Origin of the sequence: Oceanisphaera ostreae (assembly GCF_042676125.1) — a bacterium.
In the GTDB taxonomy this organism is placed as follows: Bacteria; Pseudomonadota; Gammaproteobacteria; order Enterobacterales; family Aeromonadaceae; genus Oceanimonas; species Oceanimonas ostreae.
The window spans coordinates 73,346-96,531 of the sequence record NZ_JBHTJS010000036.1 but is presented as its reverse complement, the minus strand read 5'-3'; the positions used below and the strand labels follow the sequence as shown (position 1 = coordinate 96,531).

The window sequence follows — 23,186 nt, the reverse complement described above, 5'->3', positions numbered from 1 at the left end:
AGGAAGCCGTGATGAAATTATATAAAAAGCTTTTTACTGCCATTGTTTGTTCCAGCGTTTTGACTACTCCACTCGCGATAGCCGATGATTACCCAGAAAAACCGGTAACAATGATCGTCGCCTACTCACCCGGTGGCGGTAATGATACCGTTGCACGCTTGATGGCAAAACACATTGAGCCTTATCTTGGCGCTCGTATGGTGGTGGAAAACGCCTCGGGAGCCGGCGGTCAGATAGGTTTCACCCGCTTAGCTAAAACCGATAATGATGGCTATACCGTAGGTCTTCTTAGCTCACCATCTATCTTTATGATCGAGATGTTGCGTAAGAATGTGGCCTTTACACTGGATGATTTCCAAGCGATTGCCAACATTCAGTCTGACCCGATATTGCTAGCGGTGAATGCTAAGAGCGATTACCAGAGCTTTGAGGACTTTGCCAAAAAAGTCGAGAACAACGCAGGTTCGATTAATGTCTCCGGCGACGGTCCCCAGTCCAATATCCATCTTCAGGCTGCAGCTCTCGAAGATGCACTATCGCTAGACATCAACTTCGTCAGTTACAGTGGCTCAGGTCCTTCTGCAACGGCGCTACTAGGTAATGAAGTAGAGGCTGCTTTGCTGACCACCAGCTCAGCCTTAGCATTTATTGAGTCCGGTCGAATTCGCCCGTTAGCGGTTTTTGCACCCGAACGTCATCCTGCACTGAAAGAATTGCCGACCATTAATGAAGCTTCAGGGACTGATGTTGCTGATATAGGCACTGCCATTCGAGGTGTTGCCTCGCCAGCTGGTGTTTCCAAAGAGCGTGTTGAGCATTTGGAAAAAGCTTTCGAGTCACTGCTTAAAGATGAAGATTTCATCAAGGCGGCTCAAAACATAGGCATCACGTTAACTTATCAAAACAGTGAAGCTTTTGAAGAGACCCTAAAATCTTCACGTGATGGGACCAAGCGCTACATTGACCTGATGAAATAATCCAATTTTCCCGCAGGCAATATTACCTGCGGGAAAGTTATTTCACTTCGTCAAAGAATAAAACGCGACTTTTCTTATCCGAGGTACAAACGTGATAAATATTAAAAGAGATGCCGCCTTTGCGCTGGTTTTAACTATCTTAGGCATCTGGATAACTTGGGAATCGTTTAGCTACTCCCTGCAGTCTTCTTTTTTCTTACGGGGATTAGCAATCATATTGGTAGTAATGAGTGCCACATTTCTTATTATTCGTGTTGTTCAATATCGTCGCCTAGTAATATCGAATGGACACTCAGCGCCTTACTTTAAAAGCGAGGATGCTCACCAGCTACTCAAGGCATTACTTGTCTTTGGACTTGTGGGTGGATATATCGTAACGATTACATTAGTTGGCTTTGCTCTCGCAACTTTCTTCTTCGTCTACCTGTCCATGTGTTTCTTTTCGGGTAAGCATCGCAATTACTATCTAGCCTACAGTGCTATTTTATCAATATTAATTTTCATGCTTTTCTTTAACGCATTAGGCGTAAGTTTGCCTGATAGTATCCTGCCATTAGACGAGTTCTTCAAAATCGTCTAATAAATTTTTACGGGGATCTACACTATGTTGGACGCTCTATCTATTGGATTACTCACCGCATCGCAACCTAGTATGCTGCTTGCAGCATTTGTAGGTGTCACGATCGGCGTTTTTATCGGCATGTTACCGGGCCTAACCAGCACTATGGGTGTTGCGTTGTTAATTCCCGTAACATTTTCATTTCCCCCTGCCGTGGGGCTTGCCCTGTTAGGCGGGATATACTTAGCATCAACGTTTAGCGGCTCGATTAGTGCTATTTTGCTCAATATTCCTGGTACGCCATCTGCAGTGGCGACCTGTCAAGATGGTTACCCAATGACTCGCAACGGCCAAGCGGGCCGCGCCGTTGGTCTTTCGGTTTTTGCATCCTGTATAGGCGGTATATTTAGTGCCATTGTGCTGTTATTTATGGCACCGATGTTATCCGAATTTTCTTTAATGCTAGGCGCCCCTGAATACTTTCTATTAGCTTTATTCGGGGTAACTATTATTGCTTCGCTGTCTGAAGGCAGCATGCTGAAAAGCATGATAGGAGGCGTATTAGGATTAATCATAAGCTTGATTGGCATGCATTCTCTGACCGGTGAAATGCGCCTAACTTTAGGCCAGCCTTCGCTATACGATGGTATTCCACTCGTCATCACACTGATCGGACTCTATTCTATACCGGAAGTTGTCAATATCCTTAGCGAGAAAACCTCCTCGCAAAAGCGTGAAAACTCTCAGTTCACGGGAGCATTAAGCGCTTTAAAAGGCGTGCTGGCACAGCGTCTTAACGTGCTACGTTCCTCCGTGATCGGCACTGTGATTGGTATCATACCTGGAGCCGGACAAAGTATTGCCAGCTTTATAGCCTATGATGCAGCAAAGCGCAGCTCTCGTACGCCAGAGCAGTTCGGTAAAGGTTCAGAAGAGGGTTTAGTGGCCGCCGAAACGGCTAATAATGCCGTTACTGGGGGTTCATTGGTGCCGCTACTCACTCTAGGCGTTCCCGGTAACGCCGTGAGCGCGGTGTTGATGGGAGGCTTAATTATTCATGGCTTAACTCCTGGTCCGATTTTGTTCGATAACTCGCCAGACATAGCCTACGGTTTCATTTTCAGTTTATTATTCAGCAATTTAATGTTCGTACCTATTGGTCTTCTGGTAGCTAAATACTGCGTAAAAGTCATTCTTTTACCTAAAGAGATCCTTGCTGCTTCTATCCTTACCTTGGCAGTTATCGGCTCCTATGCTATCCGCGGGCAAGTAAGTGACATAGGGCTTATGCTGGGTATCGGGGTCATCGGCTACTTATTTATGTTCTTCTCGGTCTCGCGCGCGCCCATGGTACTAGGGTTGGTGCTAGGTACTATGGCGGAGTCGAATTTGTCACGAGCCCTAACTCTAGTGCGTGGCGATGTCGGAGAGTTATTAGTGCAATTCATCACGCGACCGTTTTCCCTTGTACTGGTAGTGCTCTGCCTCGCGTCGATAATTATGGGTTATCTCAAATCACGTCGGGCGTCTCAAGACGGTCAAGAAACAGCATAATTATTACACCTGATAACACTGACCGAGTGTAACTGCACTCGGTCAGAACCCTCTAAACACCTCTACTAAAAATAGATACTCATCGGAGCATAAATTTATGGATTCTTCACATCACAAACTCGTTAAAACTCCCTGCTCAATACGCCAACTAGGAGATGCGGAGTACAATCACTTCTTCGGTTATTATAATAAAAGTCCTTGGAGCCAGGATGGCCGTTATATATTGGCCGATCGTGTACCCATGATGGATGCAGATTTAACACCCGAGCTTTCTGCCGAAGTTGGTTACTTCGATACAGAGAATAATGACACCTTCCACAAGATCGGTGACACCACTACCTGGAACTGGCAAATGGGTTGCCAATTACAGTGGTTGGCAGGAAGATCGGGGCGACAGGTTATCTACAACGTACGACTTGAACAGCCCCAAGGTCGCTATCCAAGCTTTGGCGCCGCAATTCATGACCTAGAAAGTGGTGATAAGCGATTGTTGGCAGACCCAATCTACTCTGTGGCTCCCAATAGTGACTACGCTATAACGGTCGACTTTAGTCGGCTCTACATCACTCACGAGACCATCGGTTATAGCGAAGCGGACGACAAGAAAACAGACATGCCGCTATGCCCAGCTGATGACGGCTTATGCCGACTAGACTTGGATAGTGGCGAAACAACACTGCTGGTGAGTTATGATGAACTCAGCAAGTTTCACCATCGCGATTCCATGGATGATGCTGTTCACTGGATTAGCCATATCGAGATTAATCCCGCTTCTTCCCGCATTCTATTTTTACATCGCTGGACTAGACGTGTTGAGGACGAGACCTGCTTTATACATCGTTTGATGACCATCAATCCGGATGGTAGCGATCTGCGCCTGCTGGAGTGTTCTGATCATCCACTTCCGCAACTAGAGGTCGGCTTTGACCCTAATGCAGTGGGCACCTACGACTACGAGAAGTCCGAATATCAGATCTCTCATCCAATGTGGAAAGATGACAGTTACATCATCGTTTGGGGCCCCCATAATGACGCTATCCATTATCACCTCTATCACGATGCACCTAATGGGGAAGTGAAGATAATCAGTGGTGACTTGCTTACCGAAAATGGTCACATGAGTTACTCACCAGTAGATACGCGCTGGCTGTTGACTGACACTTACCCCGATGCTGAAACTAACATTCGCAAGTTGCTCATTTACGACAATGACCAAGATGTAGCACATGAAATCGGCGAGTTTTACACTTCAGATCTCAAGAAAGTAAGCCGCTGCGATCTGCATCCTCGCTGGAATCACGACGGAACCCAAGTATGTATCGACTCGGTACACGAAAATACGCGGCAGATGTATATCTTAGATGTGAAACCAGTCGTAGGAAGTTAACGAGATCTAGTATTAAAAATGCGATACGACCGCCATGGATGGCGGAAGTGCCAACATTGCAGGAACTCTGGAGGGCTCAGGCATTGTCACGGCCGTGAGAGGCGAGCAATGTTACTCTTCATTGGCACTGTACCGTCGGTAAGCAGCGCTAGCTGCTCACTATAATTGAGCCGATTAGTCACCATCAGAAAAATATCGCGTCCAACATCGAAGCTAAGCGCTATTTTATATAATCCCATAGCAAAAATCACTAGACGACTGGTCTAATAATATGTAAAGTGCCTTTCATGAACACAAAACATCAAGATACACGCCAACACTTACTCGATACCGGTCGCGAGATTCTCGCAGCAAAGGGCTTTAGTTCGGTTGGCCTAAGCGCACTGTTGCAGCAGGCTGGTGTGCCTAAGGGCTCCTTTTACCACTATTTTAAGTCGAAGGAGCAGTTTGGTCAGGCGCTGCTGGAAGATTACTTCCAATTTTATCTGACTGAGCTCGATCTGTTATTCAGCAAGCCCAGCTTGAGTAGCCAGCAGCAGTTAATGAGCTACTGGGAAGAGTGGCAACGCCGCTACTGTGGCCCAAATAGTCGCAGCGACTGCCTGGTGGTTAAGCTAAGTGCCGAAGTAGCGGACTTATCGGAGCCAATGCGGCTCACGCTAAAAGCCGGCACCAATAAGGTTATCGAGCGCATTACCCGCTGTATTGAAGCAGGGGTTAGTGAAGGCTCTTTACACAGTACCCAGCCGGACTTTTTGGCCACCAGCTTGTATCAGTTGTGGCTGGGCGCCAGCTTGCTGACTAAGCTGCACCGTGATGAGCAACATATGAACTTGGCCATGAAAATGACATGCCAGCTACTCAACACTGAGTAATTTTATTGCGATAAGCTCGCCAATGGTGCGAGCTTTTTTACCACACTTAACTAGACGACCGGTCTAATTTAAACTCTCAACTTTGTAGGACAACTTATGCAAGACTTTAGCTTTTACAACCCAACCCGTATCGAATTTGGTGCTGGAAAAATTGCGAACCTAGACCAACTAGTACCGGCCAAGGCTCGGGTGCTGGTGTTATTTGGCGGCGAAAGTGCCCGTCGTACTGGCACCTTGGATGAAGTAACCGCTGCCTTGGGTGAGCGCGAAGTACAGCTGTTTGGTGGCATAGAGCCCAACCCCAGCTTTGAAACCTTAATGAAAGCCGTCACGGTCGTTCGCGAAAACAACATTGAATTCTTACTCGCCGTAGGCGGTGGTTCGGTGATCGATGGCACCAAATTTGTGGCGGCAGCCGCACAATATGCAGGTGATGCTTGGGATATTTTGCTGCAAGGCGGCCAGAACATCACCAGCGCCCTGCCCTTTGGTAGCGTGTTAACGCTGCCGGCCACCGGCTCAGAAATGAATAAAGGCTCGGTGATCACCCGCAAGTCACTGCACGCAAAACTGCCCTTTATGAGTGAGCTGGTGTATCCGCAATTTTCGATTCTGGATCCGGTAAAGACCTACACCCTGCCCACCCGCCAAATTGCCAATGGCGTGGTTGATGCCTTTATGCACGTGATTGAGCAGTACCTAACTTATCCCGCAAATGCGCCGGTGCAAGATAGATTTGCCGAAGGTTTACTACAAACCTTAATTGAAATTGGCCCTAAAGCCTTAGCCAATCCAGAAGACTACCAAACGCGCGCCAGCTTAATGTGGACCGCCACCTTAGCGCTTAATGGCTTAATTGGTGCCGGTGTACCCCAAGATTGGGCAACCCACATGCTGGGTCATGAGCTCACCGCCTTGCACGGCTTGGATCACGCCCAAACCTTGGCCATTATTTTGCCGGAGATGCTGCGTCAGCGTAAAGCCACTAAGCTTGACAAGCTGGTGCAATACGCCGAGCGAGTATGGGATATCCGTGAAGGTAGCGATGATGAAAAAGCCGAGGCCGCCATTGAACACACCCGCGCTTTCTTCGAGTCCGTGGGCGTTAAAACTCGCCTTAGCGACTATGACCTAGGTGCAGAGCATATCGACGCCATCATCAACAGCTTGCAAGCCCACGGCATGGTGGCTCTTGGTGAGCACGGTGACGTCACCCCCGAGCACTGCCGCCAAATACTGTTAGCCAGCCTGTAATCAGCCAATAGCGAAGGAGAAAATATGAGACAAACTCAGCACACCAATCGCCAGCTCACCTTGGCCTCAAGGCCGGTAGGTGCGCCCACGGTCAATGACTTTGCGCTGCACGAAACGGCCATCCCCACACCACAGTCAGGTGAAGTGCTATTGCGCACGGTGTTTTTAAGCCTGGACCCTTATATGCGCGGTCGCATGAGCGACGCCAAATCCTATGCGGATCCGGTGGCCATTGGTCAGCCCATGGTCGGCGGCACCGTTAGCCGAGTGCACGCCAGCCACCATCCAGATTTTCAAGTAGGTGACTGGGTACTTAGCTACAGCGGCTGGCAGGATTATGCGCTTTCTAATGGCGAGGGACTGATCAAGTTGGACCCCACTCAAGTGCCGCCTTCTTATGCCTTGGGTGTATTGGGCATGCCAGGCTTTACCGCTTATATGGGCTTACTGGACATAGGTAAACCACAACCAGGCGAAACCATCGTTGTGGCCGCCGCTACCGGTGCCGTAGGCTCCATGGTAGCGCAAATAGGCAAGCTGAAAGGCGCTAAAGTAGTGGCCATCGCCGGGGGCACAGATAAATGTAGCTATGCCCGAGACAACTTAGGCGTAGACGCCTGTCTCGATCACAAGGCTGACGACTTTGCCGAGCAGCTGGCCAAGGCCTGCCCAGATGGCATTGATGTGTATTTTGAAAGTGTGGGTGGCAAAGTATTAGATGCAGTCTTGCCGCTACTAAACACCGGTGCCCGTATTCCAGTATGCGGCCTAATTTCTCAGTACAACGCCACCGCATTGCCGGATGGCCCAGATCGCTTAGGCCAACTGATGGGCTCTATTCTCGTTAAGCGCATGACGGTGAAGGGCTTTATTATCTTCGACGATTACGCCCATCGTTATAACGAATTTGCCCAAGACATGAGCCAATGGCTAAATGAGGGCAAAATCCACTATCGCGAGCAAATAGTGGACGAACTAGACCAAGCAACCCAAGCCTTTATCGGTCTGCTGCAAGGCGAGAATTTTGGCAAGCTGGTAATACGTGTCGGCGACGACGAACTGGCTTAAGTAACAAACGGGGCGGCCATTTACGCCGCCCCATTCAATATAGAGGCGGCTGAAGGGAGTCGATACCATTCAGGGATTTTACTTCAGCAAACCCTTGCTAAAAGCCGAGTTTACCACCGACCTGAGCCAATATTCAGCGTCCCGGCTGCTGGTGGCAGACGCCTGACACTGGCATTGGTTAGAGAGCCGTCGAGTTTTCAGCGAACGATACAAAACAAAAACCCGGTGGGCAGGTGCTCACCGGGTTTTTATTCATCGACTAAGTGACGCTTCATCGGCGCGCTATTCAGCGATACCGCGTCAATTGCATGTTACTTTCATCAACCGCCAGCAGCGTTGGACCTTGCTTGAGCCTTCGCCTTAGCGTCGGCCTGTTCCTGCTTGCGTTCACGTACGGCTATGTCTTGAAAGAACTCCTTCGACAAAGCAATGACCTTGGGGCTCAGCAACAGTATCGCGATCAGGTTGGGGATCACCGCCAAGCCGAATAGCAAGTCGGAAACGGACCAAATCATCTTCAAACCGCCGATGGCACCAATCACGGTAAAAGGCAGAAATATATAGCGATAAGCCAAAGACAGGCGCCGACCACCGAGGAAGAAACACATGGACTCGCCGTAGTAGTTGATGGCGATAATAGTGGAAAAGGCAAACAGTACTATCGAGATAGAGACAATATAGCGAAAGCCGGGCACCACGGTATCGAATGCCTGACTAGCCAAAATGGCGGCATCACTTTCTGGGGTCAGCACGCCACTGGTCAAGATAGCTAGCGCGGTAATGGTACCCACCAAAAAGGTATCGATAAAGGTTTCGGTAATACCCCACATGCCTTGGCGAGCTGGATGATCAGTTTTGGCCGATGCGTGAGCAATGGGAGCCGTACCCATACCTGCCTCGTTGGAATAGAGGCCGCGTGCAACACCGTAGCGAATAATTTCCATAATGGCATAACCCGCCACGCCACCGCCCACAGACTCCAGCGAGAAAGCAGAACTAAACATACCTGCAATCACTTCTGGCAGCGCTGTAGCGTGGTACAAAATGGTAATAATGCCACCCAGCAGATAGAACACCACCATAATAGGTACTATCTTCTCGGTGACCTTGCCCAGTCGGCGCACACCACCCACAGAAACGGCGGCGACCAAAGCCATCAAAATCAGGCCGGTCCACAGCGGATCCAGTGTGGTCACACTTTCAACGTTGCCGGCGATGGCGTTGGATTGAATCATGTTGCCCGCCAGGCACACTGCAGCTAGACAGACCGTAAAAATATTGGCCAGCCAAGGGGCCTTCAGGCCTTTTTTCATATACCAAGCCGGACCACCATGATAGATGCCATTTTGGTCTTTTTCTCGGTAGGCAATACTCAGCACGATTTCTGCGTACTTGGTGGCCATACCAAAGAAAGCCGATATCCACATCCAAACAATTGCGCCGGGCCCACCCAACAACAATGCGCTGGCTACCCCGACTATATTGCCCACCCCTACGGTTGACGATAGAGCCGCAGATGCCGCTTGGCGTGGCAGCAAGGTGCCTTCACCGGCAATCTTGCTTTCAGGCAGAAAGGCGCGACCTAAGGTTTGTTTGATAACAAATGGAAAACGAAGCAGCTGAAAGAACCCCAGACGCAAGGTGTAATAAACCCCGATGCCTACTAGGGCAACCAGCATCCAAGGGCCCCAAATCAAACCGGTCAGGGTGCCAATAATTTCGTTAATGGTCGACATAATATTATCCATAATCTAATTGCTTTAGTTTCCTGGCAACACACTCACCAGACAAGAGAGAACTAGCAAACTAGGCTCTCTTGTCTGGCATGGCTTAACGCCATGCACTTTTAACGAGCCACTACCTGTTATGATTTTTTGCAGGCTTCAACGAAGCTGCTGAATAACCGAAGATATTTAGGATGACGTTCTGCCATCATCTCCGGATGCCATTGCACCGCACATACCCATCTGTTGCCGTCTTTTTCGATGCCTTCGATCAAGCCATCCGGCGCTGTCATAGTGGCCTGAAAGCCGGGGGCCAACTCCTTCACAGCCTGATGGTTATAGCTGTTGATTGGCATAGCAAGCGCATCAAACGCCGCCGCCAAGCGAGAGCCACTGCTAATATCAGCGGTGAACACCGGATGATGTTTGGGAGCGTTCCAGTTGGTGTGATGCAAATCGGAAGGTCGCTGGCTGGCTAAGTCCTGATACAAAGTACCTTCTGCCGCCACATTCAAAAGCTGCAGGCCACGGCAAATTCCAAGTATGGGATAGTCCATATGCGCTAATGCATAACGCACCAAAGCCAGCTCATGAGCATCCCGCTGAGGATTAATATCACCCAGACCTGCGCGCGGTAGCTCACCGTACAGCTGGGGATCGATGTCTGAGCCGCCGGTCAGAAACAGGCCGTCTAAGCGCGACAACAGCTCGGGCAGGTTATCCTGATTCTGCATCACGGGAATGATCACGGGAATGCCCCCACTGTTTTCGATGGCACGCACATAATCGCTGGCCAACAGTTGCCATTCTTGTCCGCGAAACCCCAGTTTGGTTGAGACACCGATCTGATCGTCTTCGCTGAAGTCAGACAACACGCCTATTAACGGTTTCATATTATTTTCCAGATCAGTAAAAATCGTTGCGCAAGATTACGCGCGCGGTTAATACTTTAATAATATATATTAAGCATATGTGAATACCTTAAGAGTATCTTGAGTGGAATTACTTCAACGACGCCTCGTACAATTTTTGGCTGTTGTGGAGCAAGGCAACATTCATGCGGCGGCAAAACAGCTGCACGTAGCCCAGCCCGCACTAAGCCGAGCCATGAAAGCCCTAGAAGAAGAGCTGGGGTTACAACTGCTGGTGCGCCAACCGCGCGGAGTGGTACCCACGGCGGCCGGATTGGTACTGGTCGACTATGCCCATCGCGCCGCCAGAATATTGCAGCAAGGGGTATCCATGGCCCGCGACTGTGCACTCCGCAAGTCGGGCAAGTTATTGATCGGATATGGTATCTTTGCCTCAATGAGCTGTATGCCCGACCTAATTGTCGGCTTTAGAAAAGCCTATCCGGATATTGACGTTCACCTGCGTCTGCTGGCCACTAATGAACAGTTAGAGGCTCTAGATAAAGGCAGCATCAACCTCGGCTTTGCCTTTTCCATTGCCTGCAAGCAGCCGCTGGAATCTTGGCGAATATCCCGAGAAAAACCAATGGTACTGGTCAACAAGGGCCATCCCTGGTTTAGCCGCAACAGGCTAAAAGTTGAAGAACTGGCGGATGAACCCATGATATTGGGCAATATTCAGCGCTGGGGCTACTATCGCGAAATTATTAATGCCATCTGCTTAAGTGCCGGTTTTTCCCCTCGGGTTGCCGCAGAAGCCGACGAACTGCCAGACATGATGGCGCACCTGCGCATGGGTGAAGGCATCGGCATTATGGGAGAAGGTATCTTGGACCAACTTCCTCCTTCTATAAAAGCCATCCCTCTGAGTAATCACCGGCTCACCTTCGATCTCAGCATGGTCTGGAACCCTGAGTCGCCGGATGATATCTCTCTGTTATTTATCGAATATATAAAAAGTCAGACGCTAGGCTAACCCAAAGAAGTGTGTCGCCGCGGAACAAAAGCCACTGCGAGTGGCTCAACAGATCTTAAATATGCCGTTAGTCACACGCTATATTTGAGATATAGATCACATTCACTTAATGTGGTGTATCGTTGGAACTAACTCATTACTGAGCGCTGCGGCGCTTTTTTTGTTGCTAAAACCCAATAAATAGAAATTATTACCATTTATAATGATATTGAGTAAACGCTGGGGTAATCGCGGTTTAGATACCTTCATACATTATAAGGAGTAACCATGTTGAACAGGAAGACCGTTGCCGTATTCAATAACCTGTTGGGAGTCGCTTGTTCTGCCCTACTATTAATAACCTCTCCCGTCAGCGCACAAGAAAAATTTAAAGCGGTGACCACTTTTACCGTCATTGCCGATATGGCGCGAAACGTAGCGGGCGACGCAGCCATCGTGGAGTCTATTACTAAACCCGGCGCCGAAATTCACGATTATCAGCCGACCCCAGGCGATATTATTCGCGCCCACGATGCCCAACTTATTTTTTCTAACGGTTTGAACTTAGAACTCTGGTTTGAGAAGTTCTATCAAAATATGAAAGAGATGCCAGAAGTGGTGGTGTCTGATGGCATCGACCCCATGGGTGTGGTGGCCGGCCCTTATGAAGGCAAGCCCAACCCACATGCGTGGATGTCCCCTAAAAATGCCATTATTTATGTCGATAATATTCGCGATGCTTTCGTGAAGTACGACCCTACCAACGCCGCGATTTATAAAGACAATGCCGCCGCCTACAAGACAAAAATTGAAGCGGAAATTGCCCCCATTCAGCAGCTCATTAATGAGCTGCCGGTCGATAAGCGCTGGTTGGTCTCCAGTGAAGGCGCATTCTCGTATCTGGCGCGAGATTTTGGCTTAAAAGAGCTGTATTTGTGGCCGATTAATGCCGATCAGCAGGGTACGCCACAACAAGTACGCAAGGTGATAGACACGGTGCGCCAGCACCAAATTCCCGCCGTATTCAGTGAAAGTACCATTTCCGACAAACCCGCCAAGCAAGTGGCTCGAGAGACCGGCAGCCACTATGGCGGCGTTTTATATGTGGACTCATTAAGTGCAGAAGATGGTCCTGTGCCCACTTATCTCGACTTACTCAGCGTGACTTCACAAACCATTGTTAGCGGCATAAAAGAAGGGTTGGCCAAATGAACGACGGGCATCAGCAAACAGACGCAGTAACAGCTTTAACTGCCGGTGCCGGCATGACGGTAGAAGATGTCACCGTCACCTATCGCAATGGCCATACCGCATTGCGTGATGCCAGTTTTACCATCCCTACCGGCACCATAGCGGCGCTGGTCGGCGTGAATGGTTCGGGCAAGTCGACGCTGTTTAAGGCCATTATGGGCTTTGTACGCTTGGCTAAGGGCAATATCAGCGTACTGGGCATGAGTGTGGACGAGGCGCTGCGCCAAAACCTAGTGGCCTATGTACCGCAATCCGAAGAAGTGGACTGGAACTTTCCGGTGCTGGTAGAAGATGTAGTCATGATGGGTCGTTATGGCCACATGGGTTGGTTACGTCGCGCCAAGGCCGTTGACCATGCTGCGGTGACCCAAGCGCTGGAGCGGGTCAATATGAGTGAGTTTCGCAAACGCCAAATTGGCGAGTTATCCGGTGGGCAGAAAAAGCGGGTGTTTCTGGCCCGCGCCTTGGCACAAAATGGCCAAATTATTTTGCTGGATGAGCCTTTTACTGGGGTCGATGTAAAAACCGAAGACCAAATTATCGCACTGCTTCGTGAATTGCGCGCCGAGGGCCGCGTAATGTTAGTGTCCACTCACAACTTAGGCTCGGTGCCAGAGTTTTGTGATCGCACTATCTTGATTAAAGGCACGATACTGGCCCATGGCACTACGCAAGATACCTTTACTCAAGATAACCTAGAGTTAGCCTTTGGCGGTGTACTGCGTCACTTCGTGCTCAATGAGAATCATCACGGCAGACCTCATTCAATCGGCATTATCAGTGACGACGAACGACCGCTGATCATTAAGGCTGGTCAAGCTCATAACCGAGAAGCGCAAAGTAAGTGGGAGGATGAAAAGGATGACGATACTGCTTGAGCCCTTCGGTTATCAGTACATGCTCAACGCCATGTGGGTATCCGCCTTGGTGGGGGGCGTGTGTGCTTTTTTATCTTGTTATTTAATGCTTAAAGGCTGGTCTTTGATCGGCGATGCGCTGTCACACTCCATCGTGCCGGGGGTGGCAGGCGCCTATATGTTAGGATTGCCCTTTTCGCTGGGCGCTTTTTTTGCCGGAGGTTTGGCGGCGGGCACCATGCTGTTTTTAAATCAGCGCAGCAAGCTTAAAGAAGATGTGATTATCGGGCTAATTTTTTCCAGCTTTTTTGCTCTCGGCTTGTTTATGGTGTCGTTGAAGCCAACGGCGGTAAACATAAAAACCATCGTGCTGGGCAATATTCTGGCTATCGATCCGATGGATATTCTTCAGTTGGTGATCATCAGTGTGGTGTCACTGCTGATCTTGCTGGTTAAGTGGAAGGATATTTTAGTGGTGTTCTTTGATGAAAATCATGCCCGCTCGATTGGTATTAGCCCCACCAAAATCAAACTACTGTTTTTTACCCTGCTGGCTGCTTCTACCGTAGCCGCGCTACAAACCGTGGGCGCGTTTCTGGTCATTTGTTTGGTAGTGACACCGGGGGCTACGGCCTACCTATTAACCGACCGCTTTCCTAAACTATTGATTATTGCCGTCACTATTGGCTCAGTGACCTGCTTTGTTGGCGCCTATGCCAGCTACTTTTTGGATGGTGCTACCGGCGGTATCATAGTGGTGCTACAGACGTTATTGTTTTTATTCGCTTTCTTCTTGGCACCTAAACATGGTTATTTTGCCGCCCGTAAACGAGCGGCACAAGCCCTGGAGGAGGCACGATGATCGAAACATTACTAGCACCCTTTCAGTTTACCTTTATGGTGAATGCGCTGATTATTTCGGTGTTAATTGCGGTACCTACTGCCCTACTTTCCTGCTTTTTAGTACTAAAAGGCTGGGCGTTAATGGGCGATGCCATGAGCCATGCAGTGTTTCCTGGCGTGGTGATCGCCTATATCGTTGGTGCGCCTTTTACTATCGGGGCCTTTATCGCCGGTATGGTATGTGCGCTATCGATTGGTTTTTTAAAAAATAACAGCCGCATCAAGCAAGACACCGTAATGGGCATCGTATTTTCCGGCATGTTTGGCTTGGGGCTGCTGCTGTATGTAAAAATTCATTCCGATGTGCATCTCGACCATATTCTATTTGGCGATATGCTCGGCGTAGGCTGGCCAGATATTATTGAAACGGGCGTAATTGCGTTGATTACGGTACTGATTTTAGTCGGCAAGTGGCGAGATTTTTTACTGCATGCTTTCGATCCGGCTCACGCTCAGGCCATCGGCTTAAGAGTGAACGTGTTGCATTACAGCCTATTGTGTTTGATAGCGCTGACCATAGTAGCCGCTTTAAAGTCAGTAGGCTTAATCTTGGCGATTTCGCTACTGATTGCACCCGGTGCTATCGCCTTCTTACTCACCAATAAATTTAGCACTATGTTGCTATTATCGGTAATTATCGCCGTCATTGGTGCCTTTTTCGGTGTATATGCGTCGTTTTTTATCGACAGCGCGCCAGCTCCCACCATAGTGCTGCTGCTCACCCTGTTCTTTATTGCCGCCTTTATATACGCCACCCGCAAACAGGCTAATGTAGTAAGTGAGGTGTAAGTATTTACCGTAAGGAGTGAAACGTGAAGAGGTCAACATAAGCTCTAAACACTAAAAACTACGACCTAGAGCTATTTTTGCCACGGATTACACGGAAAAATAGAGATAAAAGCGAAAAAGGATTCTTATACCAATAGTAAGGACTAAACTCCGACTCTCTTGTAGCCGGAGTTTAGCTGTTGAGGCTGCGCCAGCAGGGTGATTTTTAAATCTCGCCAAGCGAGACTGACAGCTAAAGCGTCAGACTACAAAAAACACACCAAAACCACAAAATAGTGTTTATCTAATAAAATTTTTTTCAGATTTTATCTTTACTTTTCCGTGGGTTCCGTGGCGAAAAGTTCTTTAAGATTGGTGCTGGGCCCTGCTAAATCATTAAGCCAACTCAGCTAGTGCCTTACGCAGTGGGTTAAAATTTTGAGCGAAGCGTAGTGCTACATAGCTAACGACCAGAGTGGCTATCACCAACTCGCCTTCTGCCATCCAACGTAACTGATTAATAGCCGCAGCATCCAAGCCTAATGTTTCAGCCAAAGTAACCACTTTAAATAAGGCGGTGGCGCCTATTACCAACGGAAAGGTAAAAGCAGCGTAGCCGGGGCTAAAGGGTAAGCGTAATAACTTAATGAAGGCCAAATAAATCAGATCAGTCATTAACACGGCGATACCTAACAACACCGCAACCAACACCGGGGCAGGCTCGGCGGTTACAGTCAGGTAACCAGCTAACGATAGGCTGGCAGGTGCCGCCATAATGGCGATAGTCGGTTTGGCTGCATCCGGCACCTCGGCACAAAATATCAGGCGATATAGCATCATCGGCAACATTACGGCATAGCAAACAATACCAAACCACAGTAGCACTTGGGCCAAAGGGGCAAAGGCACCACCGGGGCTGGCTACATCAGCCACTATGATACCAATGGGTGGCACAAACCAGCTGGGTACCATGTGGTGTAATTGAAAGTCTTTAAGGCGGTGCCATATAAAGGTGACCAAAAATATCAGATGCAGTGCGATGGCAAACAGCCACAGGCCGGAGCCCAAGTTACCACCTACCGCACAAGACACCACCATGGTCGCCATGGCAAAAGTAGGCACCACACTACCTACTACAGGATGCGCTAGGTCTTGCGCCAACAAATGCGGATGCAACATAAACTTAGCAGTTAATATCAGCAGCAAAACGGCGGCGATAATGGCGCCCAACATTTGTGCACCACCAGCAAATAGGCCCACATTTTCCCAGGCCCAGCCTAGGCTGGCGATACCTAACGCCAGTCCTGCCATGGGAGTGGAAACATTGGCAAAACGATTTCGAGAAATATTCAGCATGGTGGGCCTCCTTGGTAATTGGCTCTAATCATAAAAAAACTTTATCATTTACGATATCTAAATGATTTAAACAAGGTGTTTGGTTTTTCTAAATGATAAGTTTGAAACAACTACAGGTGTTCACCGCTATTGCTCGCCACGGCAACTTAGGTTTGGCCGCAGAGGAGCTGTTTTTAAGCAAAGGCGCTTTATCTCAAGCTTTGGCAGAGTTGGAGCGTCAATTGGATCACCCCTTATTCGACCGCGTGCATCCACGCTTACAACTCAACGAGCAAGGTCGCCAGTTACAGCCGCTGGCCGAAGAAGTCTTAAGCCGTATCACCGATATTGAGCACCTGTTTGACGAACAAGGCGCGCCCAGTGGCAGCTTACGTTTAGGCGCCAGCCAAACTATCGGCAATTACCTATTACCTAAGTTATTGGCACAACAGCCCGAGCTGCAAGCGAAGGTGTGGATCACTAATTCCCATAACCTGTGTGAGATGTTGCAGCGTTTTGAGCTGGATATGGCGTTAATTGAGGGCGAAAACTATCACCCCAACTTAGTGACCCAAGACTGGTTAAGTGATGAGATGTTAATTATTGCTCACCCCGCTCACCCTTTAGCAGGTGAGCAACTACCTAGTTTGGCGCAACTTGCACACCATAACTGGGTATTACGTGAACCTCGCTCGGGCAACCGTGAACAGTTTGATCGCGAGTTGGCACCACATATTGGCACTCTGGGTCAGCTATTAGAGCTAAATACCTTAGAGGCGGTAATGCAGGCGGTGGAACAAGGGTTAGGATTGGCGTTTGTATCAAGAAGAGCCGTAAGCGACCGACTATTATCTGGCCGCTTAGAGATTATTAATGTGAACACTCACTTATCTCGCACGCTCAAGCTGGTATGGCATAAACAAAAATATCACTCGGCCTTATTACGCCGTTTTATCTCACTTTGTCAGCTACATGAGGAAAACAAAGCTTTCAGCCGTCAGCTATAAGCTGTCAGCTAGAAAAACAAAAAGCCCCGAACCTAAAGGCTCGGGGCTTATCTTAATACTGATTGCTTATAGCTGAACGCGGTAGCTTATCAGGCTTTAGTTTCCTCAGCCTGACAGGCGGCGGCGGTGAAGAGCACATCGGTAGAACTGTTAAGACCGGTTTCTGCCGAGTCTTGCAGTACACCAATAATAAAGCCGACGGCCACTACCTGCATCGCTACTTCGTTAGGAATACCGAACAAGCTACACGCCAATGGGATCAGCAGCAAAGAACCACCTGCCACACCGGAAGCGCCGCAAGCCGATACTGCCGCGATGACGCTTAACAGCAAGGCCGTGGCCAAATCCACTTCAATACCTAACGTATGTACAGCAGCCAAGGTTAATACGGTAATCGTTATCGCCGCACCGCCCATATTAATGGTGGCACCCAGCGGAATAGATACTGAATAAGTATCTTCATGCAAGTTTAGGCGCTTACATAAGTCCATGTTAACCGGAATGTTGGCGGCCGAGCTGCGAGTAAAGAAGGCAGTTACGCCACTTTCGCGCAGGCACTGGAACACTAACGGGTAAGGGTTACGGCGAATTTTAAAATAAACAATTAATGGATTCATCACCAACGCAATAATCAGCATAGAACCAATTAATACCGCTAACAATCGGGCATAGCCCCACAGCACATCAAAACCGGTAGCCGCTATTGTACTGGCCACTAAGCCAAAGATGCCAATCGGCGCCAATCGAATAACCAATTTTACGATGCTGGATACGCCATCAGAAATATCGCGAAATAGATGCTTGCTTGAGTCCGCACCTTGGCGCATCACCAGACCTAAACCAATAGCCCAGGCCAGAATGCCGATAAAGTTACCGGTCAGCAGTGCATTAACGGGGTTATCGACGACTTGGAATAACAGCGTTTGCAGAACTTCCGCGATGCCTTCTGGCGGAGAAGCCTCCACGCCATGAGTTGCTAGCACTAATTCAGTAGGAAATATAAAGCTCATGAGCACGGCAGTGAGTGCCGCCACAAAAGTACCTATAAAATAAAGCGCCAATATCGGTTTGATACTGGTTTGGCTACCTTGCTTGTGGTTAGCAATGGAAGACGCCACCAACACAAAGACCAATATAGGGGCCACGGCTTTAAGCGCACTGACAAACAAGTTACCTAAAAGACCAACCGAGTTGGCGGCCTCTGGTGCAACAACGGCCAGTAGGGTACCGGCAATAATACCAATCACAATTTGCGTCACTAAACTAACACGATTCGTCAGGCGTAATAACAGGGGTTGGGTGTGGTTCATAGTTCATCCTTTGATGGGGGAGAAATTCCATCTCATATACCAATATGGCTGCGATTTTATAGCACAACTCTCTATAAAAAAACCAAAAATGCAGCATTTTGCAACGAAGCGCACATCAAGACGCTTTTATATGCTGCTTTAGTTATATAAAAGCCGCATTTATGGTCTGGTTTACCCCTCACTCCTTACGTATCACCCTCACCGTTTGACTAAAGGCTATGTTTTCAGGTCTTCATGCTAGGATAATGATTCTAAATCGAATACCAATGCTGCCCGTTATCGACTAAGCAAAGAAGGGAATCTTATGCGCCGTGTCACCCTTGTGTTACTGATGATGCTTACCTTGTTCTCTCTTGCTGCGCGCGCCATCAGCCCAGAGCAAGTACCCGCCCCATTACAGCCTTGGATTGAATGGGTGCTGGATGGTGAAGAGCAGCGCCAATGCCCGTTTATTTATAACCAAGCCGAGGGGTATCAATGTGCTTGGCCAACCAAGCTAGCGCTAGATTTAACCGATAACGGCGGTCAGTTTAGCCAGCAGTGGCAATTATATAATGACAGCTGGGTACAACTGCCCGGTAACCAGCAACACTGGCCACAACAGGTCACCGTGAATGGCAAACCTCAGCCAGTCTCGATTGATAATGGTCAGCCTCGTATTAAGTTAGCAGCAGGCCTGCATCTTATTACCGGGCAATGGCAGTGGGCACGATTACCTAAAAATTTAATGCTCAGCCCCGCCACTGGTTTGTTAGCGCTTACTATTAATAATAAGCCTATAGAGTCGGTAGAGTTGGATAATAAAGGTCGCTTATGGCTCGGCCAAAGCGATACCGATAAACCCGCCACGTCACCACAAGGTGATGCCCTCTCGCTGCAGGTATATCGAAAAATAACAGACAGCATTCCCCTGCAAGTGACCACCTTAATCAACTTAGAGGTGGCCGGCGAGCAACGCGAGCTGTTGCTGGGGCCGCTATTACTCGACCAACAAATACCCCTGCAACTGGATAGCCCGCTCCCTGCCAGATTAGAGCCTAATGGCCAACTAAGAGTACAAGTTCGTCCCGGCCGCTGGAGCATCAGTCTAGTTAGCCGCCACCCAGCTAATATTAATAACCTTACCTTGTCTAAAGCGCCCGCCCCTTGGCCTGAGCAAGAAGTATGGGTATTTCAGGCGGACTCTCAACTGCGCTTAGTGGAAGTAGAAAACCTAACGGCGGTTGATCCGCAACAAACCAACTTACCACCAGATTGGCAGCAGTTACCGGCTTATCAGCTGAGCCAAGGCGAGAGCATGGGGCTGCGTGAAATTCGCCGCGGCAATCAAAATGCACAACCCGACAAACTTAGTCTTCGGCGCCAGCTATGGCTGGACTTTGATGGCGGCGGTTATAGTGTGCAAGACACCATTACTGGCCGTATGAACCAAGGCTGGCGACTAGAAACTCAGCCCGATCTGCTGCTGGGTCGCGTGGCGATGGATGGCCAAGCACAGTTTATTACTCAGCAGGCCGAGTCGGAGCAAGTGGGTGTGGAAGTGCGTCGCGGCCAGCTAAATTTAACCGCCGACAGCCGCTACCAAGAGGCAATTTATACCCTGCCCGCCGTGGGTTGGGATATAGACTTACAGTCTTTGCATACCCAGCTAAACCTGCCACCCGGCTGGACCTTACTGTCCGCCTCGGGGATGGACAGCGCGCCCAATACCTGGTTACAACGCTGGACCCTACTAGACTTATTTTTGGTATTAATTGCCGCCGTGGCCGCCTTTCGTTTATGGGGCTGGCAATGGGGGATGATTACTCTGTTTACACTTTCGCTGATCTGGCACGAAGCGGCAGGCTTTGGCCCGCCACGCTGGGTGTGGCTACATTTGTTGGCCGCCACGGCTCTGCTTAGGGTCTTGCCCGCTGGCCGGCTAAAGAAAGGGGTGATCGGTTATCGTAATATCAGCCTATTGATACTGCTGCTGATTGCCATTCCCTTTATGGTGGACGAGGTACGCACCGCTATGTATCCGCAGTTAGCGAACACTGCGCCTTACCATCCTTTTTCGGTAATGGATGAAGCGCCCATGGAAGCGATAAGCAGTGATCAAATGGAGCAATCTGCATTACCTCTTTCATCTTTAAAGCGCCAAGACATGGCTGGCGAGCAACTCACCTTATCGGCACCGCAAGGTAAGTCGGCACCGTTAACGCAAATTGATCCCAATGCCAAAGTACAAACCGGCCCGGGCCTACCCAATTGGCAATGGAGCAGCGTAGACTTGTCTTGGAATGGCCCAGTACAGCGAGATCAGCAAATACAGTTAGTGCTACTGTCACCCATGATGAACTTAGTATTAAACCTGCTGCGCGTGCTGTTGGTTAGCCTCTTGGTATTACGCATGACCGGCCTCAATCTCAGCCGCCAAAAAGAGGCCCTGCAAAAAGGTAGCCTCTGGTCATTGCTGTTACCTGCTGCCTTGTTGTTGCCTTTACTGATGGCCACCACCCCAGCACAAGCTGCCATGCCCGACGCTCAGCTGTTAACTGAGTTAAAAACCAAGCTACTAACGCCCCCAGACTGCCTGCCGCATTGCGCGCAAATCGCCACTATGCAGCTCCTTGTAGATAACGAACAGCTTGCGGATGCCGAGCGGTTGGTAATCGAGTTAGAAGTGCATACTCAGCAAGACGTGGCCGTGCCAATGCCGGCCAACGCCAAGCATTGGCTACCCAGTCAGGTGCTGGTTAATGGTAGTGCCACCAGTGCCCTACTGCGCCAGCCGGATGGCACCTTATATGTGCGCTTGCCGGCGGGTATTCATACCGTTCGTCTAACGGGTCCTTTATCCAAGCAAAGCAATATCACGCTCCCGCTAGCGTTGCGCCCCCATCAGGTGACCGTTCAAGCGTTGGGCTGGTCGCTGCAAGGAGTAGATGAAAATGGCGTGCCGAGTGCCCAACTGCAGTTAAATAAAGTGCAAACCTCCAGCTCTACCCCAGAGCCTCGTAAACTAGAGCCCGGCGCACAACCGGGGTTTGTTGGGGTGGAGCGAATCTTGCGCCTCGATCTAGACTGGAAAATAGTGACCCAAGTGCGCCGGAAATCGCCACTTGGCCAGCCCATATTGCTGGCCATACCGCTACTAGAAGGTGAGTCAGTACTTACCGACGGCATTCGTGTGCAAGACGGTAAGGCGATAATAAACTTAGGCGCCAACCAGCGTGAAGTCAGTTGGCAGTCGCGATTAGAAAAGTCAGATGAGCTCACCCTTACCGCCGCCAACACCGATCACTGGACGGAAAGCTGGCAGCTAGATACCAGCGCCATCTGGCACGTAACAACCAGCGGCTTGCCGGTGATTCACCATCAAGATGCGAGCGGCCACTGGCTGCCAGAGTGGCGCCCATGGCCGGGTGAGTCATTAACACTGCGCATTAGTCGTCCCTCTGGTGTACCCGGACAAACTCTGACCATAGACCACACTAAGCTGATCATGACACCTGGCCATAGAGCCATGGATGCCAACTTAACGCTACAACTACGCAGCAGCCAAGGGGGCCAACACAGCCTGCAATTGCCTGATGATATTAGCCTGCTGTCAGTGGTTATTAACGGTAAAAGCCAGCCACTTCGCCTGCAACAAGACAATAGTCTGATTATTCCACTCACCCCAGGTGCGCAAAACCTGAGTATTAACTGGCGTCACAACGACGGCATTCAACCGTTGCTCACTACGCCATTAATTGGCCTGAACAGCCCCAGCGTTAATAACGATATTGAGCTAAATCTCGGTGAAGATCGCTGGGTGTTATTTGCCGCAGGTCCACGCATGGGCCCGGCGGTATTATTCTGGAGTTTGCTGGCAATTATTGTGCTATTGGCCTTTGGCTTGAGCCGCATACGCTGTACGCCGCTGCGTTTTCATCACTGGTTATTGCTCGGCATCGGGCTAACGCAAATTCCGCTATGGATGGCATTTATCGTAGTCGGCTGGCTGCTGGCGCTGGGCTTGCGCGGCCGTTGGCAGCATGAATCGGCGGGTAAGTTGTTCAACTTGGTACAGGTGGGCTTGGTGTTACTGACCTTATTGGCGCTAAGTTATCTGTTTTTTGCCATACAGCAGGGTTTGCTGGGTGTGCCCAATATGCAGATCAGCGGTAACCGCTCTTATGGCAATCTGCTGCGCTGGTATCAAGATAGAAGTGCAGCCAGCTTGCCTCAGGCTTGGGTATTATCGGTGCCCTTATTGGTATATCGCTTATTAATGCTCAGCTGGGCACTGTGGCTGGCCTTTGCCCTATTACGTTGGTTACGTTGGGGATGGGAGTGTTTCTCTCAGCAGGGGTTCTGGCGGCCATTTAATTTACATATCGAGTTTGGAAATAGCGGCAAAACTAAGGGTAGTAACGAAAATCCACCCAAAAACTGAGCCAAATGGACATCAGATGATGGTTAGCGGTTTACCGTGGGATAAGCTTTGCATAGAGTACGTTTTCG

18 protein-coding genes are annotated in these 23,186 nt (G+C 49.5%); 14 read left to right on the top strand and 4 right to left on the bottom strand.

Features of this window, described 5'->3' with window-relative positions:
- Positions 1-11: 11 nt before the first annotated feature.
- The 7 genes from ACFQ1C_RS10150 to ACFQ1C_RS10120 all read left to right on the top strand — a co-directional run bounded on the left by ACFQ1C_RS10150 (position 12) and on the right by ACFQ1C_RS10120 (position 7,674).
- Complete coding sequence (locus tag ACFQ1C_RS10150) at positions 12-977, top strand: tripartite tricarboxylate transporter substrate binding protein (protein ID WP_379558495.1); 966 nt, start codon at positions 12-14, stop codon at positions 975-977.
- A gap of 91 nt (positions 978-1,068) precedes the next feature.
- Positions 1,069-1,557, top strand: coding sequence for a tripartite tricarboxylate transporter TctB family protein (locus ACFQ1C_RS10145; protein ID WP_379558494.1), 489 nt, complete (start codon positions 1,069-1,071; stop codon positions 1,555-1,557).
- Positions 1,558-1,581: 24 nt separating this feature from the next.
- Positions 1,582-3,090, top strand: a complete 1,509-nt coding sequence (locus tag ACFQ1C_RS10140; protein WP_379558493.1) for a tripartite tricarboxylate transporter permease — start codon at positions 1,582-1,584, stop codon at positions 3,088-3,090.
- Positions 3,091-3,187: 97 nt separating this feature from the next.
- Positions 3,188-4,477, top strand: coding sequence for a hypothetical protein (locus ACFQ1C_RS10135; protein WP_379558492.1), 1,290 nt, complete (start codon positions 3,188-3,190; stop codon positions 4,475-4,477).
- Between the two features lie 287 nt (positions 4,478-4,764).
- Positions 4,765-5,352, top strand: coding sequence for a TetR/AcrR family transcriptional regulator (locus ACFQ1C_RS10130; protein ID WP_379558491.1), 588 nt, complete (start codon positions 4,765-4,767; stop codon positions 5,350-5,352).
- A 96-nt stretch (positions 5,353-5,448) separates the two neighbouring features.
- A complete protein-coding gene (locus tag ACFQ1C_RS10125; protein ID WP_379558490.1) occupies positions 5,449-6,606 on the top strand; it encodes an iron-containing alcohol dehydrogenase in 1,158 nt (385 codons plus the stop codon).
- 24 nt (positions 6,607-6,630) lie between these two features.
- The gene (locus ACFQ1C_RS10120; protein ID WP_379558489.1) at positions 6,631-7,674 is read left to right on the top strand and encodes an NADP-dependent oxidoreductase; all 1,044 of its coding nucleotides are present in this window, start codon (positions 6,631-6,633) and stop codon (positions 7,672-7,674) included.
- 320 nt (positions 7,675-7,994) lie between these two features.
- Here the strand turns inward: ACFQ1C_RS10120 and ACFQ1C_RS10115 are convergent, their stop codons facing one another.
- On the bottom strand, positions 7,995-9,422 hold the full coding sequence (locus tag ACFQ1C_RS10115; protein WP_379558488.1) for an alanine/glycine:cation symporter family protein: 1,428 nt from the start codon (positions 9,420-9,422) through the stop codon (positions 7,995-7,997).
- A 116-nt stretch (positions 9,423-9,538) separates the two neighbouring features.
- Complete coding sequence (locus ACFQ1C_RS10110) at positions 9,539-10,291, bottom strand: gamma-glutamyl-gamma-aminobutyrate hydrolase family protein (protein ID WP_379558487.1); 753 nt, start codon at positions 10,289-10,291, stop codon at positions 9,539-9,541.
- A 103-nt stretch (positions 10,292-10,394) separates the two neighbouring features.
- Between ACFQ1C_RS10110 and ACFQ1C_RS10105 the strand changes: the two genes are divergently transcribed.
- The 5 genes from ACFQ1C_RS10105 (at position 10,395) to ACFQ1C_RS10085 (ending at position 15,064) form a co-directional block, all read left to right on the top strand.
- Positions 10,395-11,285, top strand: a complete 891-nt coding sequence (locus ACFQ1C_RS10105) for a LysR family transcriptional regulator (RefSeq protein ID WP_379558486.1) — start codon at positions 10,395-10,397, stop codon at positions 11,283-11,285.
- Positions 11,286-11,552: 267 nt separating this feature from the next.
- Positions 11,553-12,476 (top strand): metal ABC transporter substrate-binding protein, encoded by a 924-nt coding sequence (locus tag ACFQ1C_RS10100; RefSeq protein WP_379558485.1) that lies wholly within the window; start codon positions 11,553-11,555, stop codon positions 12,474-12,476.
- Positions 12,473-13,393, top strand: a complete 921-nt coding sequence (locus ACFQ1C_RS10095; RefSeq protein ID WP_379558484.1) for a manganese/iron ABC transporter ATP-binding protein — start codon at positions 12,473-12,475, stop codon at positions 13,391-13,393. The genes ACFQ1C_RS10100 and ACFQ1C_RS10095 overlap by 4 nt, the downstream gene beginning before the upstream one ends.
- On the top strand, positions 13,377-14,234 hold the full coding sequence (locus ACFQ1C_RS10090; RefSeq protein WP_379558483.1) for a metal ABC transporter permease: 858 nt from the start codon (positions 13,377-13,379) through the stop codon (positions 14,232-14,234). Before ACFQ1C_RS10095 ends, ACFQ1C_RS10090 begins: the two co-directional genes overlap by 17 nt.
- Entirely contained in the window at positions 14,231-15,064 is an 834-nt protein-coding gene (locus tag ACFQ1C_RS10085) for a metal ABC transporter permease (protein WP_379558482.1), read from the top strand. Before ACFQ1C_RS10090 ends, ACFQ1C_RS10085 begins: the two co-directional genes overlap by 4 nt.
- A gap of 375 nt (positions 15,065-15,439) precedes the next feature.
- Here ACFQ1C_RS10085 and ACFQ1C_RS10080 read toward each other — a convergent pair whose 3' ends face one another.
- On the bottom strand, positions 15,440-16,399 hold the full coding sequence (locus ACFQ1C_RS10080; protein WP_379558481.1) for a TDT family transporter: 960 nt from the start codon (positions 16,397-16,399) through the stop codon (positions 15,440-15,442).
- A gap of 92 nt (positions 16,400-16,491) precedes the next feature.
- Here ACFQ1C_RS10080 and ACFQ1C_RS10075 point away from each other — a divergent pair, with 92 nt between their 5' ends.
- Entirely contained in the window at positions 16,492-17,385 is an 894-nt protein-coding gene (locus ACFQ1C_RS10075; RefSeq protein ID WP_379558480.1) for a LysR substrate-binding domain-containing protein, read from the top strand.
- An 89-nt stretch (positions 17,386-17,474) separates the two neighbouring features.
- On the opposite strand, the gene sstT is transcribed toward ACFQ1C_RS10075, so the two are convergent.
- A complete protein-coding gene (sstT, locus tag ACFQ1C_RS10070; RefSeq protein ID WP_379558479.1) occupies positions 17,475-18,695 on the bottom strand; it encodes a serine/threonine transporter SstT in 1,221 nt (406 codons plus the stop codon).
- Between the two features lie 304 nt (positions 18,696-18,999).
- On the opposite strand from sstT, the gene ACFQ1C_RS10065 reads away from it, so the two are divergent.
- Complete coding sequence (locus ACFQ1C_RS10065; protein WP_379558478.1) at positions 19,000-23,118, top strand: hypothetical protein; 4,119 nt, start codon at positions 19,000-19,002, stop codon at positions 23,116-23,118.
- The last annotated feature ends 68 nt before the right edge of the window (positions 23,119-23,186 follow it).

Excerpts from the sequence above, each read along its gene's own strand:
- ACFQ1C_RS10130 (WP_379558491.1), top strand. The coding sequence starts at position 4,765 with ATGAACACAAAACATCAAGATACACGCCAACACTTACTCGATACCGGT.
- ACFQ1C_RS10090 (WP_379558483.1), top strand. The coding sequence starts at position 13,377 with ATGACGATACTGCTTGAGCCCTTCGGTTATCAGTACATGCTCAACGCC.
- ACFQ1C_RS10065 (WP_379558478.1), top strand. The coding sequence starts at position 19,000 with ATGCGCCGTGTCACCCTTGTGTTACTGATGATGCTTACCTTGTTCTCT.
- ACFQ1C_RS10110 (WP_379558487.1), bottom strand. The coding sequence starts at position 10,291 with ATGAAACCGTTAATAGGCGTGTTGTCTGACTTCAGCGAAGACGATCAG.
- ACFQ1C_RS10120 (WP_379558489.1), top strand. The coding sequence starts at position 6,631 with ATGAGACAAACTCAGCACACCAATCGCCAGCTCACCTTGGCCTCAAGG.
- ACFQ1C_RS10100 (WP_379558485.1), top strand. The coding sequence starts at position 11,553 with ATGTTGAACAGGAAGACCGTTGCCGTATTCAATAACCTGTTGGGAGTC.
- ACFQ1C_RS10115 (WP_379558488.1), bottom strand. The coding sequence starts at position 9,422 with ATGGATAATATTATGTCGACCATTAACGAAATTATTGGCACCCTGACC.
- ACFQ1C_RS10075 (WP_379558480.1), top strand. The coding sequence starts at position 16,492 with ATGATAAGTTTGAAACAACTACAGGTGTTCACCGCTATTGCTCGCCAC.
- ACFQ1C_RS10135 (WP_379558492.1), top strand. The coding sequence starts at position 3,188 with ATGGATTCTTCACATCACAAACTCGTTAAAACTCCCTGCTCAATACGC.
- ACFQ1C_RS10125 (WP_379558490.1), top strand. The coding sequence starts at position 5,449 with ATGCAAGACTTTAGCTTTTACAACCCAACCCGTATCGAATTTGGTGCT.
- sstT (WP_379558479.1), bottom strand. The coding sequence starts at position 18,695 with ATGAACCACACCCAACCCCTGTTATTACGCCTGACGAATCGTGTTAGT.
- ACFQ1C_RS10080 (WP_379558481.1), bottom strand. The coding sequence starts at position 16,399 with ATGCTGAATATTTCTCGAAATCGTTTTGCCAATGTTTCCACTCCCATG.
- ACFQ1C_RS10095 (WP_379558484.1), top strand. The coding sequence starts at position 12,473 with ATGAACGACGGGCATCAGCAAACAGACGCAGTAACAGCTTTAACTGCC.
- ACFQ1C_RS10140 (WP_379558493.1), top strand. The coding sequence starts at position 1,582 with ATGTTGGACGCTCTATCTATTGGATTACTCACCGCATCGCAACCTAGT.
- ACFQ1C_RS10085 (WP_379558482.1), top strand. The coding sequence starts at position 14,231 with ATGATCGAAACATTACTAGCACCCTTTCAGTTTACCTTTATGGTGAAT.
- ACFQ1C_RS10150 (WP_379558495.1), top strand. The coding sequence starts at position 12 with ATGAAATTATATAAAAAGCTTTTTACTGCCATTGTTTGTTCCAGCGTT.